Source organism: Aminobacter sp. P4_D5 (assembly GCF_056401815.1).
Window position 1 is genome coordinate 1 of sequence record NZ_JBFUIP010000021.1, and the last position, 14621, is coordinate 14621.

At 62.6% G+C, this 14621-nt stretch carries 12 protein-coding genes; all 12 read right to left on the reverse strand.

What is annotated here, in order from left to right; translation table 11 throughout:
• Positions 1–776, reverse strand: a 776-nt coding sequence (locus AC1DWF_RS07195) for an outer membrane protein assembly factor BamD (RefSeq protein WP_476841554.1), incomplete at its 3' end; no start/stop codon positions are given.
• Between the two features lie 183 nt (positions 777–959).
• Entirely contained in the window at positions 960–1895 is a 936-nt protein-coding gene (lpxC, locus tag AC1DWF_RS07200) for a UDP-3-O-acyl-N-acetylglucosamine deacetylase (RefSeq protein WP_476783875.1), read from the reverse strand.
• A 278-nt stretch (positions 1896–2173) separates the two neighbouring features.
• Positions 2174–3865, reverse strand: a complete 1692-nt coding sequence (gene ftsZ, locus AC1DWF_RS07205; RefSeq protein ID WP_476788496.1) for a cell division protein FtsZ — start codon at positions 3863–3865, stop codon at positions 2174–2176.
• A 70-nt stretch (positions 3866–3935) separates the two neighbouring features.
• Positions 3936–5246, reverse strand: coding sequence for a cell division protein FtsA (gene ftsA, locus AC1DWF_RS07210; RefSeq protein ID WP_476783873.1), 1311 nt, complete (start codon positions 5244–5246; stop codon positions 3936–3938).
• Positions 5243–6184, reverse strand: coding sequence for a cell division protein FtsQ/DivIB (locus tag AC1DWF_RS07215; protein ID WP_476783872.1), 942 nt, complete (start codon positions 6182–6184; stop codon positions 5243–5245). The genes ftsA and AC1DWF_RS07215 overlap by 4 nt, the downstream gene beginning before the upstream one ends.
• Complete coding sequence (locus AC1DWF_RS07220) at positions 6172–7098, reverse strand: D-alanine--D-alanine ligase (RefSeq protein WP_476783871.1); 927 nt, start codon at positions 7096–7098, stop codon at positions 6172–6174. The genes AC1DWF_RS07215 and AC1DWF_RS07220 overlap by 13 nt, the downstream gene beginning before the upstream one ends.
• A 360-nt stretch (positions 7099–7458) precedes the next feature.
• Positions 7459–8424 (reverse strand): UDP-N-acetylmuramate dehydrogenase, encoded by a 966-nt coding sequence (gene murB / locus AC1DWF_RS07225; RefSeq protein WP_476788497.1) that lies wholly within the window; start codon positions 8422–8424, stop codon positions 7459–7461.
• Complete coding sequence (gene murC / locus AC1DWF_RS07230; RefSeq protein ID WP_476841555.1) at positions 8421–9827, reverse strand: UDP-N-acetylmuramate--L-alanine ligase; 1407 nt, start codon at positions 9825–9827, stop codon at positions 8421–8423. The genes murB and murC overlap by 4 nt, the downstream gene beginning before the upstream one ends.
• Positions 9824–10951: an undecaprenyldiphospho-muramoylpentapeptide beta-N-acetylglucosaminyltransferase gene (murG, locus tag AC1DWF_RS07235; RefSeq protein WP_476782046.1), complete on the reverse strand. Its 1128-nt coding sequence runs from the start codon at positions 10949–10951 to the stop codon at positions 9824–9826. The genes murC and murG overlap by 4 nt, the downstream gene beginning before the upstream one ends.
• Before the next feature lies 1 nt (position 10952).
• Positions 10953–12107, reverse strand: a complete 1155-nt coding sequence (gene ftsW, locus AC1DWF_RS07240) for a putative lipid II flippase FtsW (protein WP_476782047.1) — start codon at positions 12105–12107, stop codon at positions 10953–10955.
• Positions 12107–13507: a UDP-N-acetylmuramoyl-L-alanine--D-glutamate ligase gene (gene murD, locus AC1DWF_RS07245; RefSeq protein ID WP_476782048.1), complete on the reverse strand. Its 1401-nt coding sequence runs from the start codon at positions 13505–13507 to the stop codon at positions 12107–12109. The genes ftsW and murD overlap by 1 nt, the downstream gene beginning before the upstream one ends.
• Before the next feature lie 7 nt (positions 13508–13514).
• Positions 13515–14597 carry a phospho-N-acetylmuramoyl-pentapeptide-transferase gene (gene mraY, locus AC1DWF_RS07250; protein ID WP_476782049.1) on the reverse strand — a complete coding sequence of 361 codons (1083 nt, stop codon included), beginning with the start codon at positions 14595–14597 and terminating at the stop codon, positions 13515–13517.
• Positions 14598–14621: the final 24 nt, after the last annotated feature.

Consider the following 14621-nt stretch of genomic DNA (forward strand, 5'->3'; position numbering starts at 1 on the left):
TCCTTGTACCACTGGCTGTCAGGATAATTCTGTCCAAGCACGGCCGCCGCAGTCTGCGCTTCCGAGGTCAGGCCCATCGCGTAATAGGTCTCGACCAGGCGAGCGAGCGCTTCTTCGATGTGGCGCGTGTTCGAATAATTTTCGACCACATTGCGGAAACGCTTTGCCGAAGCGATGAATTCGCGGCGCTCGAGATAATAACGGCCGATCTGCATTTCCTTGCCGGCGAGCTGGTCGCGGGCAAAGCGGATCTTGGCATTGGCGTCGTCGACATATTCCGACGTCGGCCAGCGCTGGACCACTTCGGTCATTGCTTCGATGGTGCGGCGAGCATCCTTCTGATCCTGCGTCACGTCGCGAATCTGACGGAAGTAGCTCAAGCCGATGATGTACTGCGCATAGGCCGCGTCATCGGTCGATGGATAGAGCGCGAGGTAGCGCTTGGCCGAGCCGATGGCCTCTTCATAAGCGCCCTGGCGATAGCTGGCGAAAGCGCCCATCACCATCGATTTACGCGCGTACTCCGAATAGGGATGCTGGCGATCGACTGCTTCGAACTTGCGGCTGGCTTCCTTGAGACGGCCGGCATTCAGGTTGGCGAGGCCCTGATTGTAGAGCACGTCGGCCGGTTCGGTCTGCTCGACATAGGTCGCCAGATCGACATCGGCTTCGCCCGACATGCAACCGGAAAGCGCAAGCGTCGGAGCGATGAGCGAAAGCGCCACAACCAGAGGTGTCGCGCGCAATTTCGATCGGCCGGCTCGTATCAATGACATCACAGAGTTTCGCCCCTTTGGCGCTGTTTCGCTTTAGGCAATGGCCATAGATCACAACTGGCTTTGCCGGGCAACGCTATCAGCCGCCAATCGCGCAATTTTGTGGCAGGTCAATACACGTGCCATTTCATCGGCCGAGTGGTGCAACAAGGCCACACCACTCTTCCGGAAAATTGCGTGCTGTCAGAGTGTCCAGGGCGCGTGGACAGCGGCGCTGACAGCGATCAGTTCCGCCGAACGGCCGCGCTCGCGGCGCGACGTTTCGACGATCTCGAAGGCCGAATGGTCTGAAAGCAGGCGGCGCAAGGCAGCCGCGTTCAGCCTGTGGCCGCCGCGATAGGAGCGGAAGCAGCCGATGAAGCGTGCTCCGGCAAGGGCGAGATCGCCCATGGCGTCGAGGGTCTTGTGACGCACGAACTCATTCGAAAAGCGCAGGCCTTCGATATTGATGATGTGGCTGTCGTCGCCGATGACCACCGAATTCTCCAGCGACGAGCCGAGCGCATAGCCGGCAGCCCAAAGCCGCTCGACGTCCTTCATGAAGCCGAAGGTGCGGGCGCGCGCGATGTCGCGGCGGAAGATGTCGTCGTTGATATCGGATGCAAAGGACTGGCGTCCGATCGCCGGGCTTTCGAAATCGATCTCGACCTCGAATCGCGTCCCGCCATAGGGACGGAACTCCGCCCAGGAGGCACCGCTTTCGATTCGCACCGGCTTGAGAACGCGGATGTAGCGGCGCTTGACGTCCTGCACTTCGATGCCGACCTGGTCGATGGCTTCGACGAATTGCGCGGCACTGCCGTCGAGGATCGGCACTTCTGCGCCGTCGACCTCGATCAGGAGATTGTCGATACCGAGGCCGAAAAGCGCGGCCATCAAGTGTTCGATCGTTGCAACGTGAAGACCTGCGGGATCACCCAGCAGTGTACAAAGGTCGGTCGCACCCACTTCCGACACAATTGCGCGGAATTCTCGGTCAGCAACCTGAAACACCACACCCGTGTCGGCGTCCGCCGGCGCGAAATGGATAGTCACGGGCTTCCCGCTATGGACACCTATGCCCGATAGCGTGACGCGTGCTTTGAGTGTTGTCTGATAATCTTGCAAGTCGATCCCCATATGCCCGTCCACTTCAAGCCCGCTTCGCCACACCACGGCGCACGGTTCTTGTCCTCGCTAGACGGGTCCTCATCCCCACGACACCCGCCCAAGCGACCTTAATCGGGGCGAAGATAGTCTTCCGGATGACAGACTCCAAATCACGGTTTCTTACTCTGTGTAACTGCGGGGCGGCGTCGACTCGCCCCGTCAAGTCAATGATTTGAATGATCTTTTCAGATCAAAAGGCGGACGTCGAGACGCCCGCCTTTCAAACAGTGTTACTGGTCGTTCACAGTTCAGTTGGCTTGCCGGCGAAGGAACGCCGGAATCTCCAGCTGGTCGTCTTCCTGAGTCCGTGCCTGCGGTGCCAGGCGGCCCTGCTCGTCGAGCTGGCCGCGACGCGGTGCATAGAGCTGCGATTCCTGGCTGGTCATGCGGCGCTGTTCGGGAGCCGGCTGGCGCAGCTTGGGCTCGCGCGGCTGCGCGGGCTGCAGGCGTGCAGGCTCTTCCTCGCGGCGGGTCAAGCCGCTCGTCAGGCGCTTGAGCAGGCCCATCGGACCGCGGTCCTCGTGATCGGCCGGCTTGGCCTTGGCTTCCACTTCGGCTTTCACCATCGGCGGAAAGTCCTCGACGCGCGGCATGCGCTGCTGAACCGGAGCCGGCTGCATCATCTCGCGTTGGGGTGCCACCTGTGGCTGTGCCACCGGCTGCGGCGCGGGCTGATGGAACTGCTGCGGCTGGGGCTGGTACTGCTGAGCCTGCGGCTGGGCAGGCGGAGCTTGGAACAGCTTGCTCTGGGGGCGGAACTCTTCACCCTGCGGAGCGGCTGCGCGCGGCTGAGCCATGGCAGCGGCGTTGGTTTCGGCCAGGCGGATTGCCTCGGCGACCGGATCGTTGGCGCGGACTTCCATGCGCGGCTGCTCGATCGGAGCCGCCTGCTGCGCCGGACGGACCTCAACCGGACGCGGTGCCGGCTTCGGCGCCTGACGGATGGTCAGCGGTGTCGCAGCCATGTCGGCGGCGGCCTTGTCGATGCCGGTGGCAACAACCGACACGCGAATGACGCCTTCCAGGTCCTCGTCGAAGGTAGCGCCCAGGATGATGTTGGCGTCCTGGTCGACTTCTTCACGGATGCGGGTCGCAGCTTCGTCGACTTCAAACAGGGTCAGGTCGCGGCCGCCGGTGATCGAGATCAGCAGGCCCCTCGCGCCCTTCATCGAGGTTTCGTCGAGCAGCGGGTTGGCGATCGCAGCTTCGGCTGCGGCCATCGCGCGGCCCTCGCCCGATGCTTCGCCGGTGCCCATCATGGCCTTGCCCATCTCGCGCATCACCGAACGGACGTCGGCGAAGTCGAGGTTGATCAGGCCTTCCTTGACCATCAGGTCGGTGATGCAGGCGACGCCCGAATAGAGCACCTGGTCGGCCATGGCGAAGGCGTCCGCGAATGTCGTCTTGTCATTGGCGAGACGGAACAGGTTCTGGTTCGGGATAACGATCAGCGTGTCGACGCATTTCTGCAGCTCTTCRATGCCGTAGTCAGCCGTCTTCATGCGGCGCTGGCCTTCGAAGTGGAACGGCTTGGTGACGACGCCGACGGTCAGGATGCCCTTTTCACGTGCCGCGCGGGCAACGACGGGAGCAGCACCGGTGCCGGTGCCGCCGCCCATGCCGGCGGTGACGAAGCACATGTGGGTGTTCGACAGGTGATCGATGATCTCGTCGATGCACTCTTCAGCGGCGGCGCGACCGACTTCCGGCTGCGAACCGGCACCCAGGCCCTCGGTGACGTGGGCGCCGAGCTGGATGAGGCGCTCGGCCTTCGACATGGTGAGCGCCTGAGCATCGGTGTTGGCCACCACGAACTCGACGCCGCGCAGGCCAGCAGTGATCATGTTGTTGACAGCATTGCCGCCGCCGCCGCCGACACCGAACACGGTGATGCGGGGCTTGAGTTCGGTGATATCCGGCTTCTGCAGATTGATCGTCATAGTCCTCGTCCTTTTTGCCTTTCAAGCCGCTTCGCCGTGCGGCCGCCTATGGGGCTGTCCCCGTCAATTCCTAAAAACTGTCTCTCAACCACTGACTCATGCGATGCAGTTTTCCGCCAGTTCCCGTTGCCCTGTAACGGGAAATCCCTTTTGCAGAATGGCTCTCGATGCCGGCCATCTGCGGGTAGATGAGAAGCCCGACGGCGGTCGCGAAAGCCGGCCCCTTGGCCGCCTCCGGCAGACCTGCCACGCCAAGCGGGCGGCCGATGCGTACGTTGCGGCCGAGAATGCGACGCGCTGCTTCGGGCAGCCCGACCAGCTGGCTGGCACCGCCCGTCAGAACGACGCGCTTGCCCACAGCATTGCCGTAGCCCGACTTGTTCAGGCGATCGCGAAGCAATTCCAGCGTCTCGTCGATGCGGGCGCGGATGATGCGCGTCATCATCGAGCGCGGGATCTGCAGGGGCATTTCATTGTCGTCGACGCCGATAGGCTGGATGCTGATCAGGTCGCGGTCGTCGGCACTGCCGGGCAAGGCCGACCCGTGCATGACCTTGAGCCGCTCGGCATCGTCGAGACGCGTCGACAAGCCCTTGGCCATGTCCATGGTGACATGATTGCCGCCGATCGGAATGGAATCGGCATGCACGAAACGACCGTCCGAGAAGACCGACAGCGTAGTCGTGCCACCGCCCATGTCGATGCAGGCAGCGCCCATTTCGAGTTCGTCGTCGACCAGTGCCGCCAGGCCGCTGGCATAAGGCGTCGCAACCATGTGCTCGACCGACAGATGCGAGCGGTTGATGCAGAGCTCCAGATTGCGCATCGGCGCCGAATCGCCGGTCAGCACATGCATGTCGACGCCAAGCGTGTCGCCGACCATGCCGCGCGGATCGCGTACGCCGCGTTCGGCATCGAGCGAAAAGGCAACCGGCAGCGAATGGATGACATCGCGCTCGGCCTTGAGCGCCTGCTTGGCGCCGGCGGCGAGCACGCGCTGAACGTCGGCCTCTTCAACGCCATGACCACCGAGATTGATCGTTGCCGAGAACGCCTCGCTCTTGATGCGCCCGGCCGACAGATTGACGATCAAAGAATCCGCGGTCAGCCCGGCCATGCGTTCGGCCGCATCGACTGCGAGCCGGATGGCGTGCTCCGCGCGGTCGAGGTCCACAACAACACCCGACTTCACGCCCTGCGACTTCTGGTGACCGATGCCGATGACCTGGGCCTGATGGGTACGCCCCTTGAGCAACTGGCTGCCCTCGGCCGGCTTCAGCTTGGCGACCACGCAGCAGACCTTGTTCGAACCGACGTCGAGCACCGTCAGGATGCCCGAGCGGCGCGAGACCGGATCTTTTTGACCGCCGAGCCAGCTCATGTTCTTTTCTCCACCTTCGCCTTGACGGCCTTCGGCTTGGTGTTCAGCGCGGCCGCGCGTCGCTCGACCGCTTCCGGCGTGAGCTGCACCACGAGCCTGTCGCCGAAGCGCATGTCGACGGCCAAGATGTCACGCGTGAAAAGCGCGTTCTCGCGATCGAGCGCGACGAGATCGGCAAGTGCCGCATCGACCTGATTCTCGGGCAGCTTGACAGTGATTCCGTTGTCGAGGCGCAGATCCCAACGCCGCTCGCCGACGCGGATATAGCCCTTCACGCGCGACGCCAGCTCCGGATAGGCCTGAACCCGGGCAACGAAGTCAGCGGCGCGTTCAGCGGCCCCAAAACCGATGACCAGCGGCAAGGCGACCTGACGACCGCCGGTGAACGGGGCAATGACTTTGCCATCCTTCTCAACGATGCTGAGCTGGCTGCCATGCTGCCAGATGGCAAAGGCATCGCGTTCATCGACGCGAACCTCGATCGTATCGGGATAAACCTTGCGCACGGCGGCATCGCGAACCCAAGGCAGGCTGATGATGCGCTCCCGCGCTTCTTCCGGATTGAAGCCGACCAAAGAGGTCCAGCCGTCGAGTTCAAGCTTGTCGAGAATGTCGATTTCGGAGGTTTCGCGATTGCCCGAAACCTTGATCTGGTCGACGGCAAAACCGCTGCGGGCAGTCACACCCTGGACCATCGCCGGGAAATGACCACCGAGGTAAGCGCCGTAGAGCGAGCTTGCGGCCAGAAACGCAGCGGTCAGCATCGACGCAGCATAGGGCGGAGGAGTGAACTCCCCACGCCAAAAGCGCGACAGCATGCGAACCGGCTTGCGCAGCAGCCGCGGCAGCACGAAGTGCTCCGCGGACAAGGACAGCCCGAAGACGCTCGGCGTCGCGCCGTTCACCTTCCTGTTCTGTCCCGATCTCAACGCAAACACGAAGCGTCCTCCACCATCCAACTCAACAACTCACCAAACGAATGCCCGGCTTGGGCAGCAATCTCAGGCACCAGCGACGTCGGCGTCATACCGGGTTGCGTGTTGACCTCCAGCCAGACGACCTCTCCATTTTCGGAATGGCGGTCGTCGTACCGGAAGTCAGACCGGGAGACGCCCCGGCACCCGATCGCTTGGTGAGCCTTGAGCGCCAGTGTTTGTATTTTTTGGTAAATATTCGGTGAAACTTTCGCGGGGCATTCGTGCTTTGATCCCCCAGCGACATATTTTGAATCATAATCGTAGAAGGCGTGCCCCGTCGGGATGATCTCGCAGACGCCGAGCGCCACGTCGCCCATCACAGCGCAGGTCAGCTCGCGCCCATGGACGTAGCGCTCGACCATGACCGTGTCGCCATAACGCCACTCCGACGACGAGATCACTTGCGGCGGATGCGACTGATCCTCCTTGACGATGACCACACCGAAGCTCGAGCCTTCAGCCACGGGCTTGACGACGTAAGGCGGCTTCATCGGATGCTGGTTGCCGATCGCGAAACGATCAAGAACCCTGGATTCGGCAATCGGGATACCGGCAGCCTTGGCGATTTTCTTCGACTGCTCCTTGTTCATCGCAAGCGCCGAAGCAAGCACGCCCGAATGGGTGTAGGGAATGCCGAGATATTCGAGAATGCCCTGGATCGTACCGTCTTCGCCGAAGGGGCCATGCAGCGCATTGAATGCTACGTCCGGCTTCAGGGCCGAGAGCACAGCACCGACATCGCGATCAACGTCGACCCGGGTGACTTGATAACCCACCTGCTCGAGCGCATCGGCACAGGCATTGCCAGACGACAGGGACACAGGCCGCTCGGACGAAAACCCGCCCAACAGAACAGCGACGTGCTTCGACTTCATCCCCAGTATCCCCTCTAGACTCGGACACAACACATTGCTTCCAAAGACTAAATCAGAGCCTCCGGAAGTTGGACCTCCGAATGGAAACGCGGGCTACGCGTTATGCGACTCAAATCAGGAAACGCTTTAGGTCAGAGAATCAGAGACTTGATTCCGTGGCAAGAGCCGATTGGAATTCATTGCGATTTGATGACCGAAGCAGCTTCCGATCAGCCTCCGAATGACAGCGCCAAAAGGCGCAAACCGGGCAGCAAAAGCCCTCGGCGCGGTAGGCGCGAGGGCTTGCGAAACATTGTCGCTATCGATGTTCTTTCGCTGGCACCCCGGCCGATCTCGCCGGGCGCGAGCAGGGGTTGCAACCTAGAGCAATTGCCCAAGGAACTCCTGCACTTCGTGACCTGGCTTGAAGCGCCCGAGGCGCTTGATTTCCCACTGCAGGCGGATGCCGGAATTTTCCAGCACGCGACTGCGCACGGTCTCGCCGAGATACTCCAGATCGTAGCCGGTGGCGTTGCCGGTATTGATCATGAAGTTGCAATGCAGCGGCGACATCTGCGCGCCGCCGATCATCAGCCCACGGCAGCCGGCCTTGTCGATTTCCTTCCAGGCCGAGCTGCCCTCGGGGTTCTTGAAGGTCGAACCGCCTGTCTTTTCGCGGATCGGCTGCACCGTCTCGCGATGATGCTGGACTGCGTCCATCGCCGCCTTGATGGCGTCCTTGTCCTCGGCATATCCCTCGAAGGTCGCTGAGGTGAAGATCAGATCGGCGGCGGCCGCGGAATGGCGATAGCTGTAGCCCATGTCGGCGTTGGACAGCACATGCAGGTTTCCGGCACGGTCGAGCGCGCGGACTTCGACCACGCGTTCGCGCGTTTCCACGCCGTTGGCGCCGGCATTCATGCGCAGCGCACCACCGATCGCACCGGGGATTCCGTGGTAGAAATGAAAGCCGCCAATCCCGCTGTCATGCGCAAGGGCAGCCACGCGCTTGTCGGGCGTGGCAGCACCTGCCCTGATCCCGGTTTCGGAAACCGTCTCGGCCTCGCCAAAACCTTTGGCGGAAAGACGCACCACGAAGCCGGGAATGCCACCCTCGCGCACCAGAAGATTGGAGCCGATGCCGACGACCAGAACGGGGATTTCTTCGGGCACGGCCTTCAGGAAAGCGGCAAGATCTTCCTCGTCGGCGGGCTGGAACAATGCGTCGGCAATGCCGCCTGCACGGAACCAGGTGATCTTTTCCATCTCCGCACTGGGCGTCAGCCGCCCGCGCAGGCCCGAAAGTCGATCTCCAAGCTTTGCAATCAGCGCTTCGCCACCCGTCACGACCCGCCTCCGGCGAGCTCTCCAGGCAGCGCATAGGCCCATTGGGTGATGTTGCCGGCGCCGAGATAGACGACGAAGTCGCCCGGCTTGGCGAGCTCACGCACGATCGGCGCGACAGCAGCGGGCCCTTCGATGTAGCGGGCGTCGCGATGGCCACCGGCGCGGATGCGAGCGGTCAGCGTTTCGGAATTGACGCCCTCGATGGGATCTTCGCCTGCGGTGTAGACAGGCGCCACCATGACCGTGTCGGCATCGTTGAAGCAGGCCGAGAAATCGTCGAACAGATCGTGCAGGCGCGTGAAGCGATGCGGTTGGGCGATGGCGATGACGCGGCCCTTGGTGGCCTCGCGCGCCGCGCGCAGCACAGCCTTGATCTCGACCGGATGGTGACCGTAGTCGTCAAACACTTCGACGCCGTTCCAGGTGCCGGTATGGGTAAAGCGGCGCTTGACACCGCCAAAGGACGACAGGCCGCGCTTCACCGCCTCGGCGGAGACGCCGAGTTCGGTGGCGACAGCAATTGCAGCGGTGGCGTTGGAGACGTTATGGCGGCCGGGCATCGGCAGGCGCAGGCCCTCGATGGTTGTCGACGACGCCGATTTGCGGTTGCGGATGACAACGTCGAAGACGGACACGGCACCGTCCATGCGGTGATTGGTGAAACGCACGTCGGCCTGGGCGTTTTCGCCATAAGTGATGACGCGGCGGTCCTCGATATGGCTGACCAGCGCCTGCACTTCGGGGTGATCGGTGCACATGACGCCAAAACCGTAAAACGGCACGTTCTCGACAAACTGGCGGAACGCCTCGCGCACCTTGTCGAAGCTGCCGTAGTGGTCGAGATGCTCGGGGTCGATATTGGTGACGACGGCGACATCGGCCGGCAGTTTCAGGAAGGTGCCGTCGCTCTCGTCGGCCTCGACCACCATCCACTCGCCCKYGCCCATGCGGGYATTGGTGCCATAGGCGTTGATGATGCCGCCRTTRATGACGGTCGGATCGAGTTCACCGGCGTCCAGCAACGCCGCCACCATCGAGGTGGTGGTGGTCTTGCCATGGGTGCCGCCGATGGCGACCGCATTGCGGAAACGCATCAGCTCGGCCAGCATCTCGGCGCGGCGCACGACCGGCAGCAATTTCTCGCGCGCGGCCATGAGCTCAGGATTGGTTTTCTTGATCGCCGTCGAAACGACGATCACTTCGGCGTCGCCGAGGTTCTCGGCGCGATGGCCGACGAAACACTCGATGCCCTTGTCGCGCAGGCGCTGCACATTGGCGCTATCGGCCTGATCAGAGCCCTGCACCTTGTAGCCGAGATTATGCAGCACCTCTGCGATGCCGCTCATGCCGATGCCGCCAATGCCGATGAAATGCACGAGGCCGATCGTCTGCGGCATCTTCATGGCCGCACTCCCTTCTTGAATTCCGAAACGGGTATTTTCGACGCAATAGCCTCTGCGAGGTCGGCGAGCAACCGTGTGGCGTCTGCTTTGCCGACTGACTTAGCGGCAGCCGCCATTGTTGCGAGCCGTGCCGGTTCGGCCATCGCAGTGCCCAAGAGCTCCGCGATGCGCTCCGGCGAAAGCGTTGCTTGCGGATGCACTTCGCCCCCGCCCGCCGCCGCCAGGCGTGCGGCGTTCGCCGCCTGGTCGTGGTCGAGCGCGTGTGGATATGGCACCAGCAAAGCGGGACGACCAATGACAGCGATCTCGGAGACGGTCGACGCACCCGAGCGTGAAATCACCAGCTGGGCGGCGGCCATGCGCTGGGCCATGTCGTTGAAGAACGGCGAAACGTCAGCCGTGATGTCGAGCTTGGCATAGGCGGCCTTGACCTTGTCGGCATCCTCGACGCGGGCCTGCTGGGTGACACGTAGGCGCTTGCGCTGTCCTTCGGGCAGCAAGGCAATCGCAGCTGGAACCGCATCGGAAAAGAACTGCGCGCCCTGGCTGCCGCCGAAGACCAGAAGATTGAACGCCTCTGTCCCGGCCGATGCCACATAAGGTGCCTTCGCCGCTTCGATGACGGCCGGCCGGACCGGGTTTCCGGTGACGACGACCTTGGCGCTGTTGGCGCCGCTATTTTCTGGCAGGAAACCGCCGGCAATCGCATCGACCCTTTGGGCAAGCGCCTTGTTGGCGCGGCCCATCACCGCGTTCTGCTCGTGAACCATTGAAGGCACGTTGCGCCGCGTGGCGGCATAAAGCGGCGGCAACGTCGGATAGCCGCCGAAGCCGATGACGACCGAAGGCTTGATCTTGGCGATCACCTGCGAGGTCTGCCGCACGCCGCGCCAGATGCTCCAGAAGGCGCGCAGCAGTGAAACCGGGTTCTTCGAGCCAATGGTCGAGGATGAAATCGGATGAATGGCCACCGCCGGAAATTTCCCAGCGAAACGTTCGGCGCGGTCGTCGGTGGCAAGATGCACCTGCCAGCCGCGCGCTGTCAGCTCGTGCGCCAGTGCCTCAGCCGGAAAGAGATGGCCGCCGGTCCCGCCGGCGGCAAGCATGACAGTTCCCTTTGCCATGTTATTCGGCCGGCACTGCGTGGCGCCGCATCGCGGCAAAGCTGTTGGGCCTGAGCTTTTCGGGTTTCTTGCGCGTCAGCGCCAGCACCATGCCCATGGAAATCGCGATCGCGATCAGCGACGAACCGCCATAGGAGATGAACGGCAAGGTCATGCCCTTGGCAGGCATCAACTGCAGGTTCACGCTCATGTTGATGATCGACTGAAAGCCAAACACCACGACGAGCCCGGCGACCGCGTAGCGCGTAAAATCGTCATGCTCCTTGAGCGCAATGCGCAGGCCACGAAGCACGATGAACGCAAAGATCGACATGATGACCAGAAGGAGCACGATGCCGAACTCCTCGCCGGCGACCGAAAAGACGAAGTCGGCATGGCTGTCGGGGATGACGCGTTTGACCGTTCCCTCGCCCGGCCCTACGCCGAACCAGCCGCCATTGATGATCGCATCGCGGCCCATGTCGACCTGGAACGTGTCGCCCTCGCCAGTGAGGAAGCGGTCGATACGGCCGGCCACGTGGGGGAACACTGTATAGGCTGCCAGGCCACCACCCATACCGACGGCCCCGAGCGTGATGATCCAGAACCAGGACATGCCGGCCATGAAGAACATGACCCCCCAGGTACCGAGCACGAGGATGGTCTGGCCGAAGTCAGGCTGCGCCATCAGCAGCGCTAAGACCACGCCAAGCAGGATCATCGCAAACAAATTGCCGGGGATGTCTGGATGCCGCTCATGTTCGGCGAGCAGCCAGGCGGAGATGACCACAAAGGCCGGCTTGAGGAATTCCGACGGCTGGACCGACAGGCCGGCAAGAGAGACCCAGCGCCGCGCGCCCTTGACCTCGACGCCGATGAACAGCACCGCCACCATCATCACCAGCATGATGCACATCATCACCAGCGCCAGGCGCCTGATCTGGCGGACTTCGAGGAACGACACCGCGATCATCACGACCAAGGCCGGGATCGTGAAGATGATCTGGCGCGTGGCGAAGTGAAAGCTGCCCAGGCCGATGCGCTCGGCAACGGCGGGGCTTGCGGCAAACGAAAGCACGATGCCCAGTCCCATCAGCGACAGGAATGCCGCCAGGAACCAGCGATCGACCGTCCACCACCACAAGGCAACAGGACTTCTGTCGAGACGGCTGGCCATTATCTTGCCCCTCCGATAGCGCTGACGCCATCAATAGCATTCACAGCTTGCCTGAAGGCTTCGCCGCGAATTTCGAAGTTCTTGAACTGGTCGAAGCTGGCGCAGGCCGGAGACAACAGGATCACTGCCTCGCTGCTATCGTCCTTTGCCGCATCTTCAGCCGCATGTTCGACTGCCGCTGCCAGCGTGCCAGAAATCTCGTATGGCACCGCCTCACCCAGCGTTGCGGAAAAGGCGGGCGCCGCTTCGCCGATCAGGTACGCACGGGCAATACGCGGAAACAGGCTGCGTAGCGGCTCGATGCCGCCCTCCTTGGGTAGCCCCCCGGCGATCCAGTAGATACGCGGGAAGCTCGACAGCGCCGGTGCTGCCGCATCGGCATTGGTAGCCTTGGAATCGTTGACGAACAGCACATGGCCCTTGCGGCCAACCTGCTCCATGCGGTGCGCGAGGCCGGGAAAGCTTTCGAGCCCGGCCTGGATCTCGCCAAGATCGAGCCCGACCTTGAGGCAGGCGGCAACAGCTGCGAGTGCGTTCTGCGCATTGTGCTGGCCGCGCAGCGAACCGATGCCTTCGAGGAAGGCGATGCGGCTGTAGCGGCCGTCCACCGCTTCCATCAAATCGCTGCCGTCGGCGAAATAGCCCTGGGTCAAGGGCAGGCGCTTGGAGATGCGTACCACTTCCTTGCCGACACGCTCGAGACGGTCGGCGATCTGAGCGCAATAGACGTCGTCGACGCCGATGATCGCCGTATCGCTGCCGGCGACCAGCCGCTCCTTGATCGAAGCATAGTGCTGCATGGTGCCGTGACGGTCGAGATGATCGGGCGTCAGGTTGAGCAGGATGCCGGCCGTCGGGTTGATCGAAGGCGCGAGATCGATCTGATAGGACGAGCACTCGACGACGTAGTGGCGGTCGGGCTGCGGCGGATCGAGCGTCATCACGGCGCGGCCGATATTGCCGCCCATCTGGGTGTCGCGTCCTGCCGATTGCAGGATGTGCGCGGTCAGTGCCGTCGTCGTCGACTTGCCGTTGGTGCCGGTGATGGCGATGAAAGGTGCTGTCGGGGCAGTCGCGATCCGCTCTCGGGCAAAAAGCTCGATGTCGCCGATGATCTCGACACCCGCACCGCGCGCCAGTTCCACGGTCCAGTGCGGCTTGGGATGGGTCAGCGGAACGCCGGGCGAAAGCACAAAGGACGAGATGCCGGCCCAGTCGGCGCCACGCAGGTCGCCTGTGGCTATGCCTTCGGCTGCGGCCTTGGCCACGCTTTCGGGATTGTCGTCCCAGGCGAGCACGTCGGCCCCGCCCTCGCTCAATGCACGCGCGGTCGCGATCCCCGAGCCGCCGAGGCCGAAGAGAGCTACTCGCTTTCCCTGAAATGAGGTGGCGGGGATCATGGGAACCTCAGCGCAGCTTGAGGGTGGAAAGGCCGATCAGCGCCAGGATAACAGCAATGATCCAGAAACGGATAACCACCTGGCTCTCGGTCCAGCCAAGTTTTTCGAAATGGTGATGGATCGGCGCCATCAGGAACACCCGTCGACCGGTCAGCTTGAAGAAGCCGACCTGGATGATGACCGAGAGTGCTTCCATGACAAACAGGCCACCGACAATCGCCATGACGATCTCGTGCTTGGTGGTGACCGCAACAGTACCGATCAGGCCGCCGAGCGCGAGTGAACCGGTGTCGCCCATGAAGATGGCGGCGGGTGGCGCGTTGAACCACAAGAAGCCAAGGCCAGCACCAATGACAGCACCCAGGATGACGGCGAGTTCGCCGGTGCCCGGCACGAAGTGGATCTGCAGATACTCGGCGAAGACAGCGTTACCCGAGAGGTAAGCGATGACGCCGAAGGAGGCCGCGGCAATCATGATCGGAACGATGGCAAGGCCGTCGAGCCCGTCGGTCAGGTTCACCGCATTGCCGGCACCTACGATGACGAAGCAGGCGAAGGGGATGAAGAACCAGCCGAGATTGAGCAGGAAATCCTTGAAGAAGGGGAAGGTCAGCGACGACGAGAACGGCGCCTGGCCGTTGTGCATGATGATCCAGGCAGCGATGCTGGCGATCACGAACTCGATGCCGAGACGCGCCTTGCCGGAAAGACCGAGATGCGACTGCTTGGTGACCTTGAGGTAGTCGTCATAAAAACCGATGGCACCGAAGCCGAGCGTGACGAACAGCACCACCCAGACATAGACGGATGCGATGTTCGCCCACAACAGCGTCGAGCCGATGATACCGCACAGGATCATCAACCCGCCCATGGTCGGCGTGCCGGCCTTCTTGAAGTGGGTCTGTGGGCCGTCGGCGCGGATTGGCTGGCCCTTTCCTTGCCGCAGGCGGAGCGCATTGATGATCGCCGGTCCGAAGATGAACACGATCAGCGCCGAGGTGATCAGCGCGCCGCCGGTGCGGAAGGTGATGTAGCGGAAGACGTTGAAGAACGACACCTTGTCCGCGAAGTCGACAAGCAAAGTTAGCATAAGTATCGGTCCCCCGAGACCCCG

What these genes read in the sequence shown, in the direction of transcription:
- lpxC (WP_476783875.1), bottom strand. Translation starts at nt 1,895, where the DNA reads ATGGGGATCGACTTGCAAGATTATCAGACAACACTCAAAGCACGCGTC.
- ftsA (WP_476783873.1), bottom strand. Translation starts at nt 5,246, where the DNA reads ATGAGCTGGCTCGGCGGTCAAAAAGATCCGGTCTCGCGCCGCTCGGGC.
- AC1DWF_RS07220 (WP_476783871.1), bottom strand. Translation starts at nt 7,098, where the DNA reads ATGAAGTCGAAGCACGTCGCTGTTCTGTTGGGCGGGTTTTCGTCCGAG.
- murG (WP_476782046.1), bottom strand. Translation starts at nt 10,951, where the DNA reads ATGGCAAAGGGAACTGTCATGCTTGCCGCCGGCGGGACCGGCGGCCAT.
- ftsW (WP_476782047.1), bottom strand. Translation starts at nt 12,107, where the DNA reads ATGGCCAGCCGTCTCGACAGAAGTCCTGTTGCCTTGTGGTGGTGGACG.
- murD (WP_476782048.1), bottom strand. Translation starts at nt 13,507, where the DNA reads ATGATCCCCGCCACCTCATTTCAGGGAAAGCGAGTAGCTCTCTTCGGC.
- mraY (WP_476782049.1), bottom strand. Translation starts at nt 14,597, where the DNA reads ATGCTAACTTTGCTTGTCGACTTCGCGGACAAGGTGTCGTTCTTCAAC.